At 59.3% G+C, this 11,709-nt stretch carries 13 protein-coding genes and 2 tRNA genes; 10 read left to right on the top strand and 5 right to left on the bottom strand.

The genetic code is table 11. The annotated features are described in order from the left end of the window. Positions 1–190 precede the first annotated feature (190 nt). The 4 genes from HMPREF2879_RS05150 (at position 191) to HMPREF2879_RS05135 (ending at position 2,419) form a co-directional block, all read left to right on the top strand. The gene (locus HMPREF2879_RS05150) at positions 191–835 is read left to right on the top strand and encodes a polyprenyltransferase (protein WP_049358267.1); all 645 of its coding nucleotides are present in this window, start codon (positions 191–193) and stop codon (positions 833–835) included. 258 nt (positions 836–1,093) lie between these two features. Next, a complete protein-coding gene (locus tag HMPREF2879_RS05145) occupies positions 1,094–1,489 on the top strand; it encodes a hypothetical protein (RefSeq protein ID WP_070634965.1) in 396 nt (131 codons plus the stop codon). Between the two features lie 137 nt (positions 1,490–1,626). Further along, positions 1,627–1,908 carry a hypothetical protein gene (locus tag HMPREF2879_RS05140; RefSeq protein WP_049353199.1) on the top strand — a complete coding sequence of 94 codons (282 nt, stop codon included), beginning with the start codon at positions 1,627–1,629 and terminating at the stop codon, positions 1,906–1,908. A gap of 67 nt (positions 1,909–1,975) precedes the next feature. Continuing rightward, positions 1,976–2,419 (top strand): hypothetical protein, encoded by a 444-nt coding sequence (locus tag HMPREF2879_RS05135; RefSeq protein ID WP_049353995.1) that lies wholly within the window; start codon positions 1,976–1,978, stop codon positions 2,417–2,419. Positions 2,420–2,522: 103 nt separating this feature from the next. Here HMPREF2879_RS05135 and HMPREF2879_RS05130 read toward each other — a convergent pair. Next, positions 2,523–2,610: transfer RNA gene (locus tag HMPREF2879_RS05130), tRNA-Ser, on the bottom strand. A 125-nt stretch (positions 2,611–2,735) separates the two neighbouring features. Between HMPREF2879_RS05130 and HMPREF2879_RS05125 the strand changes: the two genes are divergently transcribed. The 3 genes from HMPREF2879_RS05125 to HMPREF2879_RS05115 all read left to right on the top strand — a co-directional run bounded on the left by HMPREF2879_RS05125 (position 2,736) and on the right by HMPREF2879_RS05115 (position 5,628). Continuing rightward, positions 2,736–3,746, top strand: a complete 1,011-nt coding sequence (locus HMPREF2879_RS05125) for an NAD(P)H-quinone oxidoreductase (protein WP_049340389.1) — start codon at positions 2,736–2,738, stop codon at positions 3,744–3,746. A gap of 248 nt (positions 3,747–3,994) precedes the next feature. Then, the gene (locus HMPREF2879_RS05120; RefSeq protein WP_049358270.1) at positions 3,995–4,534 is read left to right on the top strand and encodes a hypothetical protein; all 540 of its coding nucleotides are present in this window, start codon (positions 3,995–3,997) and stop codon (positions 4,532–4,534) included. 218 nt (positions 4,535–4,752) lie between these two features. Further along, positions 4,753–5,628 carry an HpcH/HpaI aldolase/citrate lyase family protein gene (locus HMPREF2879_RS05115; protein WP_070634964.1) on the top strand — a complete coding sequence of 292 codons (876 nt, stop codon included), beginning with the start codon at positions 4,753–4,755 and terminating at the stop codon, positions 5,626–5,628. A 126-nt stretch (positions 5,629–5,754) separates the two neighbouring features. On the opposite strand, the gene HMPREF2879_RS05110 is transcribed toward HMPREF2879_RS05115, so the two are convergent. Then, positions 5,755–6,021 carry a hypothetical protein gene (locus HMPREF2879_RS05110; RefSeq protein ID WP_005504446.1) on the bottom strand — a complete coding sequence of 89 codons (267 nt, stop codon included), beginning with the start codon at positions 6,019–6,021 and terminating at the stop codon, positions 5,755–5,757. A gap of 105 nt (positions 6,022–6,126) precedes the next feature. Beyond that, positions 6,127–6,201, bottom strand: a tRNA-Thr gene (locus tag HMPREF2879_RS05105). Positions 6,202–6,521: 320 nt separating this feature from the next. On the opposite strand from HMPREF2879_RS05105, the gene HMPREF2879_RS05100 reads away from it, so the two are divergent. Together HMPREF2879_RS05100 and HMPREF2879_RS05095 are read left to right on the top strand one after the other, a co-directional pair. Continuing rightward, positions 6,522–7,286 (top strand): DsbA family protein, encoded by a 765-nt coding sequence (locus tag HMPREF2879_RS05100; protein WP_049353203.1) that lies wholly within the window; start codon positions 6,522–6,524, stop codon positions 7,284–7,286. Further along, positions 7,286–8,074: a spermidine synthase gene (locus HMPREF2879_RS05095; RefSeq protein ID WP_049340381.1), complete on the top strand. Its 789-nt coding sequence runs from the start codon at positions 7,286–7,288 to the stop codon at positions 8,072–8,074. Before HMPREF2879_RS05100 ends, HMPREF2879_RS05095 begins: the two co-directional genes overlap by 1 nt. A gap of 158 nt (positions 8,075–8,232) precedes the next feature. Here HMPREF2879_RS05095 and HMPREF2879_RS05090 read toward each other — a convergent pair whose 3' ends face one another. Together HMPREF2879_RS05090 and HMPREF2879_RS05085 are read right to left on the bottom strand one after the other, a co-directional pair. Next, entirely contained in the window at positions 8,233–9,207 is a 975-nt protein-coding gene (locus tag HMPREF2879_RS05090; RefSeq protein ID WP_070634963.1) for an EamA family transporter, read from the bottom strand. Between the two features lie 189 nt (positions 9,208–9,396). Further along, on the bottom strand, positions 9,397–10,458 hold the full coding sequence (locus HMPREF2879_RS05085; RefSeq protein WP_012902817.1) for an EamA family transporter: 1,062 nt from the start codon (positions 10,456–10,458) through the stop codon (positions 9,397–9,399). Between the two features lie 271 nt (positions 10,459–10,729). Between HMPREF2879_RS05085 and HMPREF2879_RS05080 the strand changes: the two genes are divergently transcribed. After that, entirely contained in the window at positions 10,730–11,611 is an 882-nt protein-coding gene (locus HMPREF2879_RS05080; protein WP_070634962.1) for a di- and tripeptidase, read from the top strand. Positions 11,612–11,709 lie beyond the last annotated feature (98 nt).

The following is an 11,709-nucleotide window of genomic DNA, read 5'->3' as shown; positions in this document are numbered from 1 at the left end:
TTTTCGATGTCCAAGAAACGGGAGGCAGTTCAGTATTGAGGAGCGGGGCTTTCGCGTACCAGCTGGCACTCTACTGCCCTCTTAAAATGTATTGCGCGGGTTTGTGCGACAGATGTAGTTGTACCCGTTTCGGTGATAGGTTAGGGTGAATACTGTTTAACACACACCAGCCGTACGAAAGTGAGATGCCATGTCTCAGAATCCTCGGGGTTCAGACCCCTACGACTACAACCCGGACTACAACCGTCTGAACGAGCAGTACAACCAGAACGGCCAGTACGGGCAGAACACTCAGTACGGTCAGTATGGCCAATACGGTCAGGGTTCTTACGGTCAGTACGGGCAGAGCTCCTACGATCAGTATTCTTATGACCAGTACGGTCAGAATTCGTACGGCCAAGACTCGTATGGTCAGAATCAGTACGACCCGTACGGTCAGCAGTACCAGCAGCCCGGCCAGTACGGTCAGCCCATGATGGTTCCTATTGGCATTGTTCAGAAGACCCCCGAGCAGCTTGCCGGTGAGAAGGCTGCTCAGACTTCCACGGTGCTGGGTATTATCAGCTTGGCGTGTATAGTGACTCTCAGCTGGTGGCTGTTTGGTCTGCCTTCCCTGATTCTGGGTGTTATCGGTATTTTCAAGGCGAACGAGGCAGAACGTTTTGGCGCGGCTGCTTCGGCTGGGCGTATCTTGAACTGGATTAGCGTAGTCATTGGTGGCATGTTCCTGGTGCTTTTTGGTGGCGGTATGCTGCTGGCGATTATGCTGGCTCTTTCTGATTCTGCCGCAAATTCTAGGCTCGTGGAGACTGCGCAGATGCTGGTACTTTTCTAAACACTTTCACCCTCATTGGAGGGTACGCAAAAGCCCCGTTCCTCAACGCAAGGATCGGGGCTTTGCTGTGTATATGCCGTATGTTTCGTGGAATGGTCCTGACATGCTTGTTCCCGTGCGGGGGAAGGTCTAGGGTGAAGTTAACACCCCCTCGTGTGGAATGTGAAAGGTCGTGGATGCGATGTCGCGGCTACCCCAAAACAATGAAGCCTTCGATTACAACCCCGAATACGCCAAGACCACCGGGGGAACGACAGCGTGCAGTCTGGTACGGACGACCAGCCGCTACCCGCGAGTGAGTTCTCTTCGAGCGTGTGGAAGATGGGCCCTGGCGAAAAAGCCGCAAATCTCTCCCTGATTTTCGGTGTCTTCGGTATGCTTGCTCTCGCCCTAGCGTTTTGGTGGGTTTCCCATGGCTTTGGTATCGGCATGCCAATAATCATTGCTGCGCCATTACTGAACTTCTTGGGTCTCTGGCAAGCACGAGTGGCAAGACAGCACGGTGAGGACGCCAACGTGGGTCTGTTTCTCAGTGGGATAGGGATGGTCATTGTCATCGCCATCGTCGGCTTCATCATAATGATTGGGTTTGCTCTGTACGGCTTCAATGATGCAGGCCCGTCGACGAGCCTGAGCGCTCTCTCACTTCGATAGACACGTAACACCCGGTATTGAAAGGTTATTATGCAACGATGCAGGATCCAATCCTAGGCCCGTATTCCGACCCAGCAGCTGGTCTGCGCTCGAAACCTCATCGCCACAAACAGGGTGCTGATATTGAAGAGCCCCCTATGATGCAGAGCGGTGGGAAAACAGCGACTAATCTAGGGGAACGAGCCTCCCAACTTTCACTCACTTTCGGTGTGCTCAGCCTCATCAACATCATGGTGTCGGGTCCGTGGTTTTTCGGTATCCCCACCATCATCTTAAGTGTCCTTGGTCTACATAAAGCTAAGGAAGCGGATAGTTACGGCGTAGTTTCTCTTGCGGGTCGAATCCTGAGCTGGATAGCTATCGCCAAGCTTGTCCTCGTGTACGTACTGATTGTGTGGGCGTGGTTCAACGGCGAATAGGTTTTTGCGAAGCACCAGGCTGAGGTATTCAACTAACGCGTGTAGATCCTGAAAGGTTGTGGATGCGATGTCGCAGCTACCCCAAAATAACGAAGATTTTGATAACAACCCTGAATACGCCAAGCTCTACCAAGCGGATGACAGCCAACAGCCGGAGACTGACGGCACGGACGACTGGGAGCAACCTGCGAGCGAGCAACCTCCCGCTGTGCAAGGAACACAAGACGGTAAAAGGGCTGCGAACTTCTCCCTGCTTTTCGGCTTCCTCAGCCCGCTGTCTTTCGTTCTAGGGTTTTGGTTGCTTGTCCAGGGTCTTGGAGAAAGTGGTCTGCAGGTAGCTCTCGCCGCGCCGGTGCTGAACATCCTGGGTATCTGGCAGGGGTGGGTAGCGCAGAGGCACGGTGTACCTGCCCTAGCGGGTCGTATTCTCAACTGGCTGGGGCTATGCTTTTTCATCGGTATCGCCGCCCTCTTCATGTATATTGCGAATGCCTTGTCACAAATCAACTGACGACGCCCTCCGGTAACTCAAAACGGCGTATGCAAAGAGCCCCGTTCCTCAATACGAGGAACGGGGCTCTTTGCGCTCCACACGTGGAGCAGAAGCTATAACGCGGATGGTAAGGGATTTGAACCCTTGAGACGGGGTCACCGCCTACTGGTTTTCAAGACCAGCTCCTTCGGCCGCTCGGACAACCATCCATACGCACCAGAGACCGGCATTTTATGGCAATACCGTGCCGCAGGGCACTACGAGATTATCTCATGCGATAAGCTTTCTGTAAATCGCGCACCAACGATGGTGCTTCCGGCAATGAGGAGGACTCATGAGAGCAATTATTGAGAACAGTCACGGCGGACCTGAGGCTCTGACAATCAGCGAAGTCCCCGCCCCCGTACCCCGATCCCACGAAGTTCTCGTCCGTGTTCACGCCGCCGGAATCAACCGCGCCGACGCCCTGCAGCGCCGCGGATTCTACCCGCCGCCCGCCGGCGCGAGCGCCATCTACGGCCTCGAAGTAGCCGGCGTCATTGAAGCGGTCGGTGAAGGCGCCTCCGTGGAGAACTGCGGCACCCCCGTCATGGCGCTCCTCGCTGGAGGCGGCTACGCCGACTACGTGACCGTACCGGTCGACCACGTGCTGCCCGTACCCGAACAGCTGAGTTTTGCCGAAGCCGCCGGTATTCCCGAAGTCGCGGCAACCGTCTACTCGAACCTGGTTCTCACCTGTGGTATGAGCATGAACCCCGCCGAAAACCTCAAGGAAGACGGTGAACCCGCGGTGGTGCTCGTGCACGGTGGTACCGGCGGTATCGGTGTGCACGCTATTCAGCTGGCGCTCGCCGTAGGTACCCGCGTGTTTGCAACCGTGGGAACCGAGGAAAAAGCAGAATATGTGCGCTTACTAGGTGCGGAACCCATTATTTATACAGAACATTCGTTCCGTGAAGTTCTGCTGGCTGAAACTGGCGGACGCGGCGCTGACTACATCCTCGACGTCGTGGGCGGAAAGTACCTGGACGACAATCTGCACACCCTCGCCGACGGCGGGCACCTGTGCATTATCGGTCTGATGGGCGGCGCCAAAGCAGAAGTGAACCTGGGGTATATGCTCTCCCGCCGCCTGTCGGTGCACGCTACGAGCCTGCGTACCCGTTCGGATCATCAGAAGGCTGAGATTCTGCGAGGTGTACGCGAACACGTGCTGCCGCTGATTGAATCCGGCAGGATTGGCGTGGGTCTGGACCGTATCTTCGACATGGAGGAGGCGGCTGCCGCCCACGAATACTTCGACTCCGGTCAGCATCGCGGCAAGATTGTGCTGCGCATGGTCTAGAAATCGCTGCGCCCCTGCGGTGCTATTTTAGGCCGGTGCCATTTTAGACTGGCGCTGCGGGGAGCGTCGCGTGAGCGGCGTGAAGAAAATCTGGGTTTGAAATAAACAGTTGACTGCTGACATCTCGTCACCAAAAGAGATTTAGGGTAACCTAAGTATAGGGAGGTTTGCGGGTCGCCGCAGAGCCCATCGCCGGCAGCCTCCACCGACCAACCAACACGGCACACACACCACGCAGAGGAGGGCACATGGGACTTAAAAGCTACCTGCAATCGCGCCGCGACGACGCCGAGCTCGGCAAAGGCATCTGGCGCCGATCCCACGACCGGTTCATTCGCGGTATCGACCGCTTCCACCAGGTCCTCGAACGCCTAGCGGCAACCGACTCATCCGACTCCATGATCGAGCTCATCGTGCCGGATGCAAACGCGCTCGCCGACCTCATCCCGCGCGTGCGTGCAGTCGCCATGGAAGCGCACCGCCTCGCCCCCAGCGACGGCGATATTCCCGCCTCCCCGTTCGGCACCTACTCCGACCTGAACCGCGCCCTCTCCAAGGCAGGTAACGCCGTGGCACTCTGCGCCGAAGCGCTCGCCATGGCACGCTGCTTCGGCAATTGTGCCACCGGATGCGACCGCCAGGTGAGCGTGCACCGCCGCGTGGAAACCGTCATCCAGCACATTGAAGACGCTGAGCGTCTGATTCAGCGCGCCCAGAAGGAAGCCGCCGGCAAGCTGACCTTCGACGATGGAATCCCCGTGGGCCGCACCCAGCTGATTGAGGCATAACACAGGGCCTAAATTGCGGTCAACAGGCGGGTTAGTTTGATGTGCACCTCAACAGGCGATACGCTTAAAGAAGAGGTGTAGGACACTTCTTATGCGGTTCCGTCACAATGGAGGTGACGACACAATGCGATGGTACGCGCGGAAGAACCGCAGGCTTTTTCCTGCCCCTCTACGGCACAACCCAATGCATATACAATTCACGGAAGAAGTCACACACCATGTTTGAATTCCACCGCAATGAGCGTGCGCGTCAGCTGCGCCCCAGCCTCTCTCGTTCCTGGTTCCTCGTGCGCGCCAACTCCACTGAAGAAGTTTTTGAAGAGGCCTTCGAATCTGAGGCTGACTCCATCATCATTGACCTCGAAGACGGCTGCCCCGCCGAAGAGAAGGACGCCGCCCGCGAACAGGTCGTCCGTATGCTCAACTCCGGCGTCGTCGCATGGGTGCGAATCAACGCCATCACCACCGAACACTGGTGGAAGGACGTCAAGGCCCTCAAGAACGTGAAGGGCCTGCGAGGCGTCATGCTCGCCACCGCAGAGCACGCCACCGACATTGACCGCACCGCAGCCGAGCTGCCCCCCGGAACCCCCATCATCGCGCTGATCGAGTCTGCACTCGGTGTGCACCACTCCGTCGAAATTGCGCGCGCAATCGGCACTTTCCGCCTCGCATTCGGTGCAGGCGACTACCGCCGCGACACCGGCTCCTCCGCAACCCCCATGGCGCTCGCCTACGTGCGTTCGCAGCTGGTCATCGCCTCCACCCTGGGTGGTCTGCCCGGCCCCATCGACGGCCCGACCCTCGGCGCATACGGCGCTGACCTCTCCAAGGCATGCGGCTACGCGAACGACCACGGCATGACCGGTAAGATCACCCTCGACATTCGCCAGGCTGAGACCATCAACGCGGCATTCTCCCCGAGCGAGCTCGAAATCGAAGAAGCACACCAGATGCTCGACGTGCCCCTCGACGGCCCCCGCGACGGCTCCTACCTGCCGCGCTACCTGCGTGCAAAGAAGGTCAAGGAACTCGCCAAGGTCTACGGCCTGTGGGGCAAGACCGACAGCGACTTCCAGCGCGCATCCAAGTAAGGCGCTGGTCTAAAGTACACACGTAAAAAGCCGCGCATCCGACCCCCGAGCGGGGAACCGGATGCGCGGCTTTTGTCTGCCTGAAACCTCACGAGGCTACAGCCTGGCGGGCTGCTGGTCGGCGGTCTAGTTGCGGGGCGATTTGCCGCCCGTCAGCGCATGAGCGCACACGTACGAAGTCACCAAGGAAATCACAATCGGCACCAGGAACGAGGTGTCATCCTCATACACGGAACGGTAGAAGAACCACACCGCCAGGGAAACCACCAGCGCCAGCACGTACACCAGAGCAAAACGCATCGTGGGGCTCATCGGGCGTGCAGAGCCCGCAGCGGCGCGACCTGCCTGCGCACGGCCACTCTGGCGCTTAGCGGATGCGGATCGAGAAGACATGAGAATCTCCTAAAGTTCGACGGTGACATCTTCGAGAAAACGACAACTCTCAGATGCTAAAAACCGCCGCAACACACCGGAAACCGGCACGCGTTACGGCGGATGTGGAGCCCCCAGTGGGATTCGAACCCACGACCTTTTCTTTACGAGGGAAATGCTCTACCCCTGAGCTATAGAGGCGCATATGCTGCCGTTCTCAACTGCCCGAAAGCAACCGGTGAACAGTGCATACCCCGCAATAGTACCAAAAAGGCGGGGGAGAGGCTAATTACTTTCAACACCGGCCCCGCAGCTGGGAGCAGGCGACAGGGCGGCTATGGTGTGCACTGCATTCACCCCGCAAACCCGCCCGAAGATAGGGAAAGTTCAGGGCAGAGGCATACAATAAACCCTATACCCACGGCGGCTGACAGCACCTCAGAGTGCACATCAACCACAGATTAATCAACCACAGATGTAGCAAACAGGCCAGCCCGCCACCCGTAGAGAGAGGAACCACCATGACTTCACCCCTCAACCGCCGCACCCTGCTACTGGGCGTAGTGCCCGCCGCCGCCCTGGGGCTGAGCGCATGCGGTTCCAGCTCCTCCCAGCCTTCCGCATCGGCGTCTGCGAGCGGTTCGGCGAGCGCATCTGCAAGCACCGCCGCTACCTCGGCAAGTGCATCCGCGAGCGCTTCGGCATCCGCTGACCCTTCGGGTACTGCTTCGGCAACCGCCGATGACGGCTACGTCGGTTACCGCCTCAACCGCGAAGTACCCGGTGCAGGCACCGCAACCCTGTACACCGACTACCAGTGCCCCTACTGCGCTAAGGCAGAACCTAAGTTTGAAGAAGCCGCCAAGAAGCTTGACGGCATCATGAACGTGACCGTGCGCCACATGCCGCTGAACATGCACGCCAACGCCGTACCCGCCGCGCTCGCCGTAGAAGCCGCAGCAGCTCAGGGTAAGCACGTTGAAATGGCGAACAAGCTCTTCGCCACCCAGAACGACTGGAAGAACATCAAAGAACGCGATAAGCTGCGCACCCTCTTCAATGACTACGCCAAGGAACTGGGCCTGAATACCGAAGAATTCGACAAGGTCCTACTAGCCTCAGACACCGTCAAGCCCATCCAGCGCGACTACGAGCACGCCGTCAAGATTGGTGTGAAGGGCACCCCCACCTTCGCCGTGAACGACAAGGTCGTTGAGGGTCTGGATTCCTCCTCCTCGGTGGACGACCTGGTCAGCACCTTCAAGCGTGAAGCTGGCGTGAAGTAGTGGCGCACATTCAGCTCTCCGGCGGTCAGCGCGCCGAAATCCACCCGGACGGGTTCAGCGACCACGGCTACGTCCTCGAAATCGGTGGCGCCGAGCAGTCCCACGTGGACGTGCAGAACCCCGACTACGTGTTCTACGAGTACCTGCGCCGCATCGCAAACGCGGTGGATGCGCTCGCACCCGCCGGCGAACCCATCACCGCCGCGCACCTGGGCGCCGGTGCGCTCACCCTCGTGCGTTACATTCAGGCGACCCGCCCCGGCTCCCGCCAGGTTGCCGTGGATATTGAGCCCGAGCTCATGGGCTTCGTGACGGACCGCCTGCCGCTACCCGCAGGCACCGACTGCCAGCTTGTGGTGGGGGATGCCCGCGAGCAGCTGGCGAACCTGCCCGAACTGCTGGGCGTGCCCGGCTTCGATGCGATTATCCTCGACATCTTCACCGGCATGGACGCACCCGCCCACCTGGCGAACCGCGACTTCTACCGCGAACTCAAGGACGCCCTGAGCGAGCGCGGCATGGTCGCCATCAACGTGGGCGACGACGCGGGTCTGCCCTTCTTCCAGCTGCAGGCAACCGCCATGCTGGAAGTCTTTGACCACGTGTGGTGCCTGTGCGAGAGCTCCATGCTCAGCGGGCAGAACGAAGGCAACCTCGTGCTGGTTGGCACCGCCCGCGAGCTGGACGAGGACACCCAGGACCGGCTGTACGCGATGGGTCCGCATCCGGCGGAGGTGCTCACCACCGATGAGCTGCGCGACCTGCTGAACGAGCTGGCCGAGAGCTAAACCTGACATACAAAACCGTTGAGGCGGGTACCTAGCCGGTACCCGCCTCAACGGTTTTTTCTATGAGTTTTCTATAGGGCTTTCTGTACGCCGCACGCCGTACGCCGGCAGAATTTGGATTTTTACTCAGGACTTTGGTTTTACTCGGGACTTTGGCTTTACTCGGGTAGCGGCATGGGGACGGGATCCTTGCCGTCATCCTTCTGCTTGTGGGAATTACCCTTGGTGGTGGTCAGCGTAATGCCCACACTTGCAGTCATCAGCAGGAAAATCGCCACCCAACGAATCGGGCCGGTCTCCTGATCCAGCAACGCCCAACCGGCAATCGCCGCAATCGCCGGTTCCATGCTCATCAGCACACTAAACACCTGCTGCGGCAGGTTGCGCAGAGCCATCAGCTCCGCGCTATAGGGAATCACCGAAGCGAACATGGCGGTACCAAAAATCATGAGGAGCAGCATCGGATCCTGCGCCGCATTCCAAATCGGCTGAGGCGCCGGAACAACCGCTGCCACCGGGGCAATGAATGCAGCACCAACAAGCATCGCCACCGCCAGGCCGCTCGCACCCGGAACCAGGGCACCCACCTTCGCGCTAGAGCGAATATACAGCGCCCAGAACACGCCAGCAATCAGCGCGAACGTCAGACCCAGGTAGTCGGTATCCTTGCCGACCGCCGCCTCGTAGCCGAGCACCAGCATGCCCGCCAGGGCGCAGAGCACCCACACCGCGTCGCGGAGCCTGCGCGTCAGCATGGACGCCAACGCCAGCGGGCCCAAGAACTCCACCGCAACCGCCAAACCAATCGGGATGCGGTCAATCGCGCAATAGAAGAAGCCGTTCATCAGGCCGAACGTCATACCGAAAATGATGACGGCATGCCACTGCTCCTTCGACCACGACAGCGCACCCGGCGGCATCGTGCCCCTGCGACGGGTACGCCAACGCGCCGCCAACCACACGGCGCTACCCACCACAATGGAAGCAATCGCCAGGCGGCTGACACTAATAGCCAGAGCGCCAAACAGCGGGAAAAGAGTAATCGCGAACGCGGCACCGAACTGCAGCGATGAGCAGGACATCAGCACAAACATAATGCCCAGTGCGGGGCGTTGAGATGAAGTATGCGGCATGATTCTCCTTCCTGCGCCTCACAAGGCGGTACTTCTCCACGTGTGCATGCTGTGCCGCTACGGGGCAGAACGAACGCTCCAATAGCGCCGTTTAAAGAGCGCGCCCCCCCCGGGCAACACGAGATACTATCCTACTCGTTACCCGGGGGGGGGGGCTAGAAGCCGTTGACACGGCTACAGTTCAGTAGATTAGAGGCCCTTCGCCTCACGGTCAGCCTTAATCTGTTCAGCCGACGGAATCGTAATAGAGTTAGTCGCCATCTGCGCAATATCCACCGCGTGCGCATCCACCGCACCCGGCAGGTAATGGTCCGCATCCTCCAGCGTGCCGTCCTCCTGCGCCTTCTTCTGCGCACGAGCGTGAGAAATCGAAATACCGATACTCGCCGCCACCAGCAGAGCAATAGCAACCCAACGAACCAGGCCGGTAGCCTCACCAAGCATCACAATACCCACAGCCGCCGCAATCGCAGGCTCCAGGGACAGCACCACGCTATAAATGTGCGCGGGCAGCAGACGTAGCGAAGAAACCTCACCCAGCGCCGGCAGGGCAGAAGCCAGCAGACCCATCAGGCAGCCAATAGCCAGCAGGTGCACATCCTGGGTGACCTTCAACAGGTTATTGCCGCTTATCAGGAACGGGAACGGCAGAACCAGCAGGGTAGAGACAACGTTACCCACGACCATGCCGCCCATACCCGGAATCAGAGCGCCAACCTTCTCAGTCGCCAGAATATAGGCGGCACGAGAAATAGCGGTCAGGATTGCGAAAACCACACCCATCAACGCGAAATCTTCAGGCTTCGCCTGGGACTCAGCAGTCAGAATCGCCATGCCCGTAAATGACAGAGCAATCCACACCAGGTCCAGCTTACGGCGCGACATAACCGTCGCCAGCACCAGCGGACCCATAAACTCAATAGCCACCGCAATTGCTAGCGGAACCTGCTCAATAGCCACATAGAAGAAGGCATTCGCACCGGTCAGGGCGACACCGAGGACAATGACCGCCATCCACTGCTGACGGGTCCACGAACGAATCTGCGGGCGGAAGAACACCCACAGCAGGATAGAAGATGTCAGCAGGCGCAGAGCGACCACGCCCCAGGGGCCCAAATCGCCCATGAGCTGCTTGGCAAGAGCCGCACCGAACTGCGCCGAAATAATCGCGCCGGTCGCGTACGCAACACCCAGCCCCTGAGTCGCCAGGGGAGAACGCGCAGCATTGGGCGTATGGGTGGAAGAAGTCATAGTATTCCTTAGGATTCAGAAGAGGTATTAGCCGCTATCTGTCATCAGGCGCAACCCGAATCTCCGTGAAGCAGGTCACGCACTATGCAAACAATGAATAGTGTGTAATCTACGACAATTTTACGCGCTTTAAAATTGGGCGCAAATAAAGACCAAAACACCCTAACAAGCGATCAAAAACCTCCACGCCCTCGGTGAAATTTCACCCCCCAAACCCCACCACAGGCCCCATATTCAGGAAAAATTCACCAAGCCGTGATTTACTGAGAGCATGCTTGACCCGAAGAAGTCTCTATTCGATGAAGACGGCAACCCCCGTCCCGCACTGACCACCACCCTCGACAACGTACTGCGCATGCAACGACCGCTCGCGCTGTCCATTGTCAAAAAACTGCGTGAAGCACACCCCGACGAAACCCCCGAACAAATCCACAAGCGCCTCGACCGCACCTACCTGCGTGACATCACCGCCATCGGCGGCGTCACCGGCGCATCCGCATTCGTGCCCGGCGTCGGCACCGTCACCGCCATGAGCCTGTCCGCGCTCGCAGTCGGCGGCTACCTCGAACGCACCGCACTCTACGCCCAGGCAGTCGCAGAACTGCACGGCGTGCACGTACACGACCCCGAAACCGCCCGCTCCATGGTCATGGCAATCATGCTCGGCGAAGAAGGCTCCCAGCTCATGAACACCGTGCTGCTGCAGACCGGCAAGGCAGGCGGTGTCTCCAACAAGTGGGGCATGCTGCTCGGCAACTCCTCCAGCGGCAAGATGTTCAGCGTCGAACGTACCATCCGAAACATGTTCATCCGCCGCTTCCTCACCCGCCAGACCGGTGCACTGCTCGGCCGTGCCCTGCCCTTCGGCGTGGGCGCAGTCGTTGGCGGTGGCGCGAACCTGACCCTCGGCAAGGACGTCGTGCGCAACACCCGCCGAGCCTTCGGCGACGCGCCCGCCTACTTCCCCGCAGAGCTCATGATTACCCCGCGTGCACCGCGCGTACAGGGCGGCGAAGGTTCGGACGGCTCCTCCGGCGTGGCTGGCTCCCTGCTCAAGGGCGTCAAGGACGCAGGTAAGGCTGTAGGCAAGGTCTTCACCCGCGACAAGGGCAACGACACCGAAACCGGCCACCGCCGCATGCTCGGCCGCTAAAATCCTCGCCAGCTAACAGAACATAGCAAAGACCCAACACACTAAAGACCCCGGCTCCCTAAACTGAACTGCGCCCCGAAACTTGGACGCTATAAATA

This window comes from Rothia sp. HMSC069C04 (assembly GCF_001812895.1).
Lineage (GTDB): Bacteria > Actinomycetota > Actinomycetes > Actinomycetales > Micrococcaceae > Rothia.
This window is presented reverse-complemented; position numbering and strand designations above follow the sequence as displayed.

Excerpts from the sequence above, each read along its gene's own strand:
- HMPREF2879_RS05150 (WP_049358267.1), top strand. The coding sequence starts at position 191 with ATGTCTCAGAATCCTCGGGGTTCAGACCCCTACGACTACAACCCGGAC.
- HMPREF2879_RS05140 (WP_049353199.1), top strand. The coding sequence starts at position 1,627 with ATGATGCAGAGCGGTGGGAAAACAGCGACTAATCTAGGGGAACGAGCC.
- HMPREF2879_RS05135 (WP_049353995.1), top strand. The coding sequence starts at position 1,976 with ATGTCGCAGCTACCCCAAAATAACGAAGATTTTGATAACAACCCTGAA.
- HMPREF2879_RS05125 (WP_049340389.1), top strand. The coding sequence starts at position 2,736 with ATGAGAGCAATTATTGAGAACAGTCACGGCGGACCTGAGGCTCTGACA.
- HMPREF2879_RS05120 (WP_049358270.1), top strand. The coding sequence starts at position 3,995 with ATGGGACTTAAAAGCTACCTGCAATCGCGCCGCGACGACGCCGAGCTC.
- HMPREF2879_RS05115 (WP_070634964.1), top strand. The coding sequence starts at position 4,753 with ATGTTTGAATTCCACCGCAATGAGCGTGCGCGTCAGCTGCGCCCCAGC.
- HMPREF2879_RS05110 (WP_005504446.1), bottom strand. The coding sequence starts at position 6,021 with ATGTCTTCTCGATCCGCATCCGCTAAGCGCCAGAGTGGCCGTGCGCAG.
- HMPREF2879_RS05100 (WP_049353203.1), top strand. The coding sequence starts at position 6,522 with ATGACTTCACCCCTCAACCGCCGCACCCTGCTACTGGGCGTAGTGCCC.
- HMPREF2879_RS05090 (WP_070634963.1), bottom strand. The coding sequence starts at position 9,207 with ATGCCGCATACTTCATCTCAACGCCCCGCACTGGGCATTATGTTTGTG.
- HMPREF2879_RS05085 (WP_012902817.1), bottom strand. The coding sequence starts at position 10,458 with ATGACTTCTTCCACCCATACGCCCAATGCTGCGCGTTCTCCCCTGGCG.
- HMPREF2879_RS05080 (WP_070634962.1), top strand. The coding sequence starts at position 10,730 with ATGCTTGACCCGAAGAAGTCTCTATTCGATGAAGACGGCAACCCCCGT.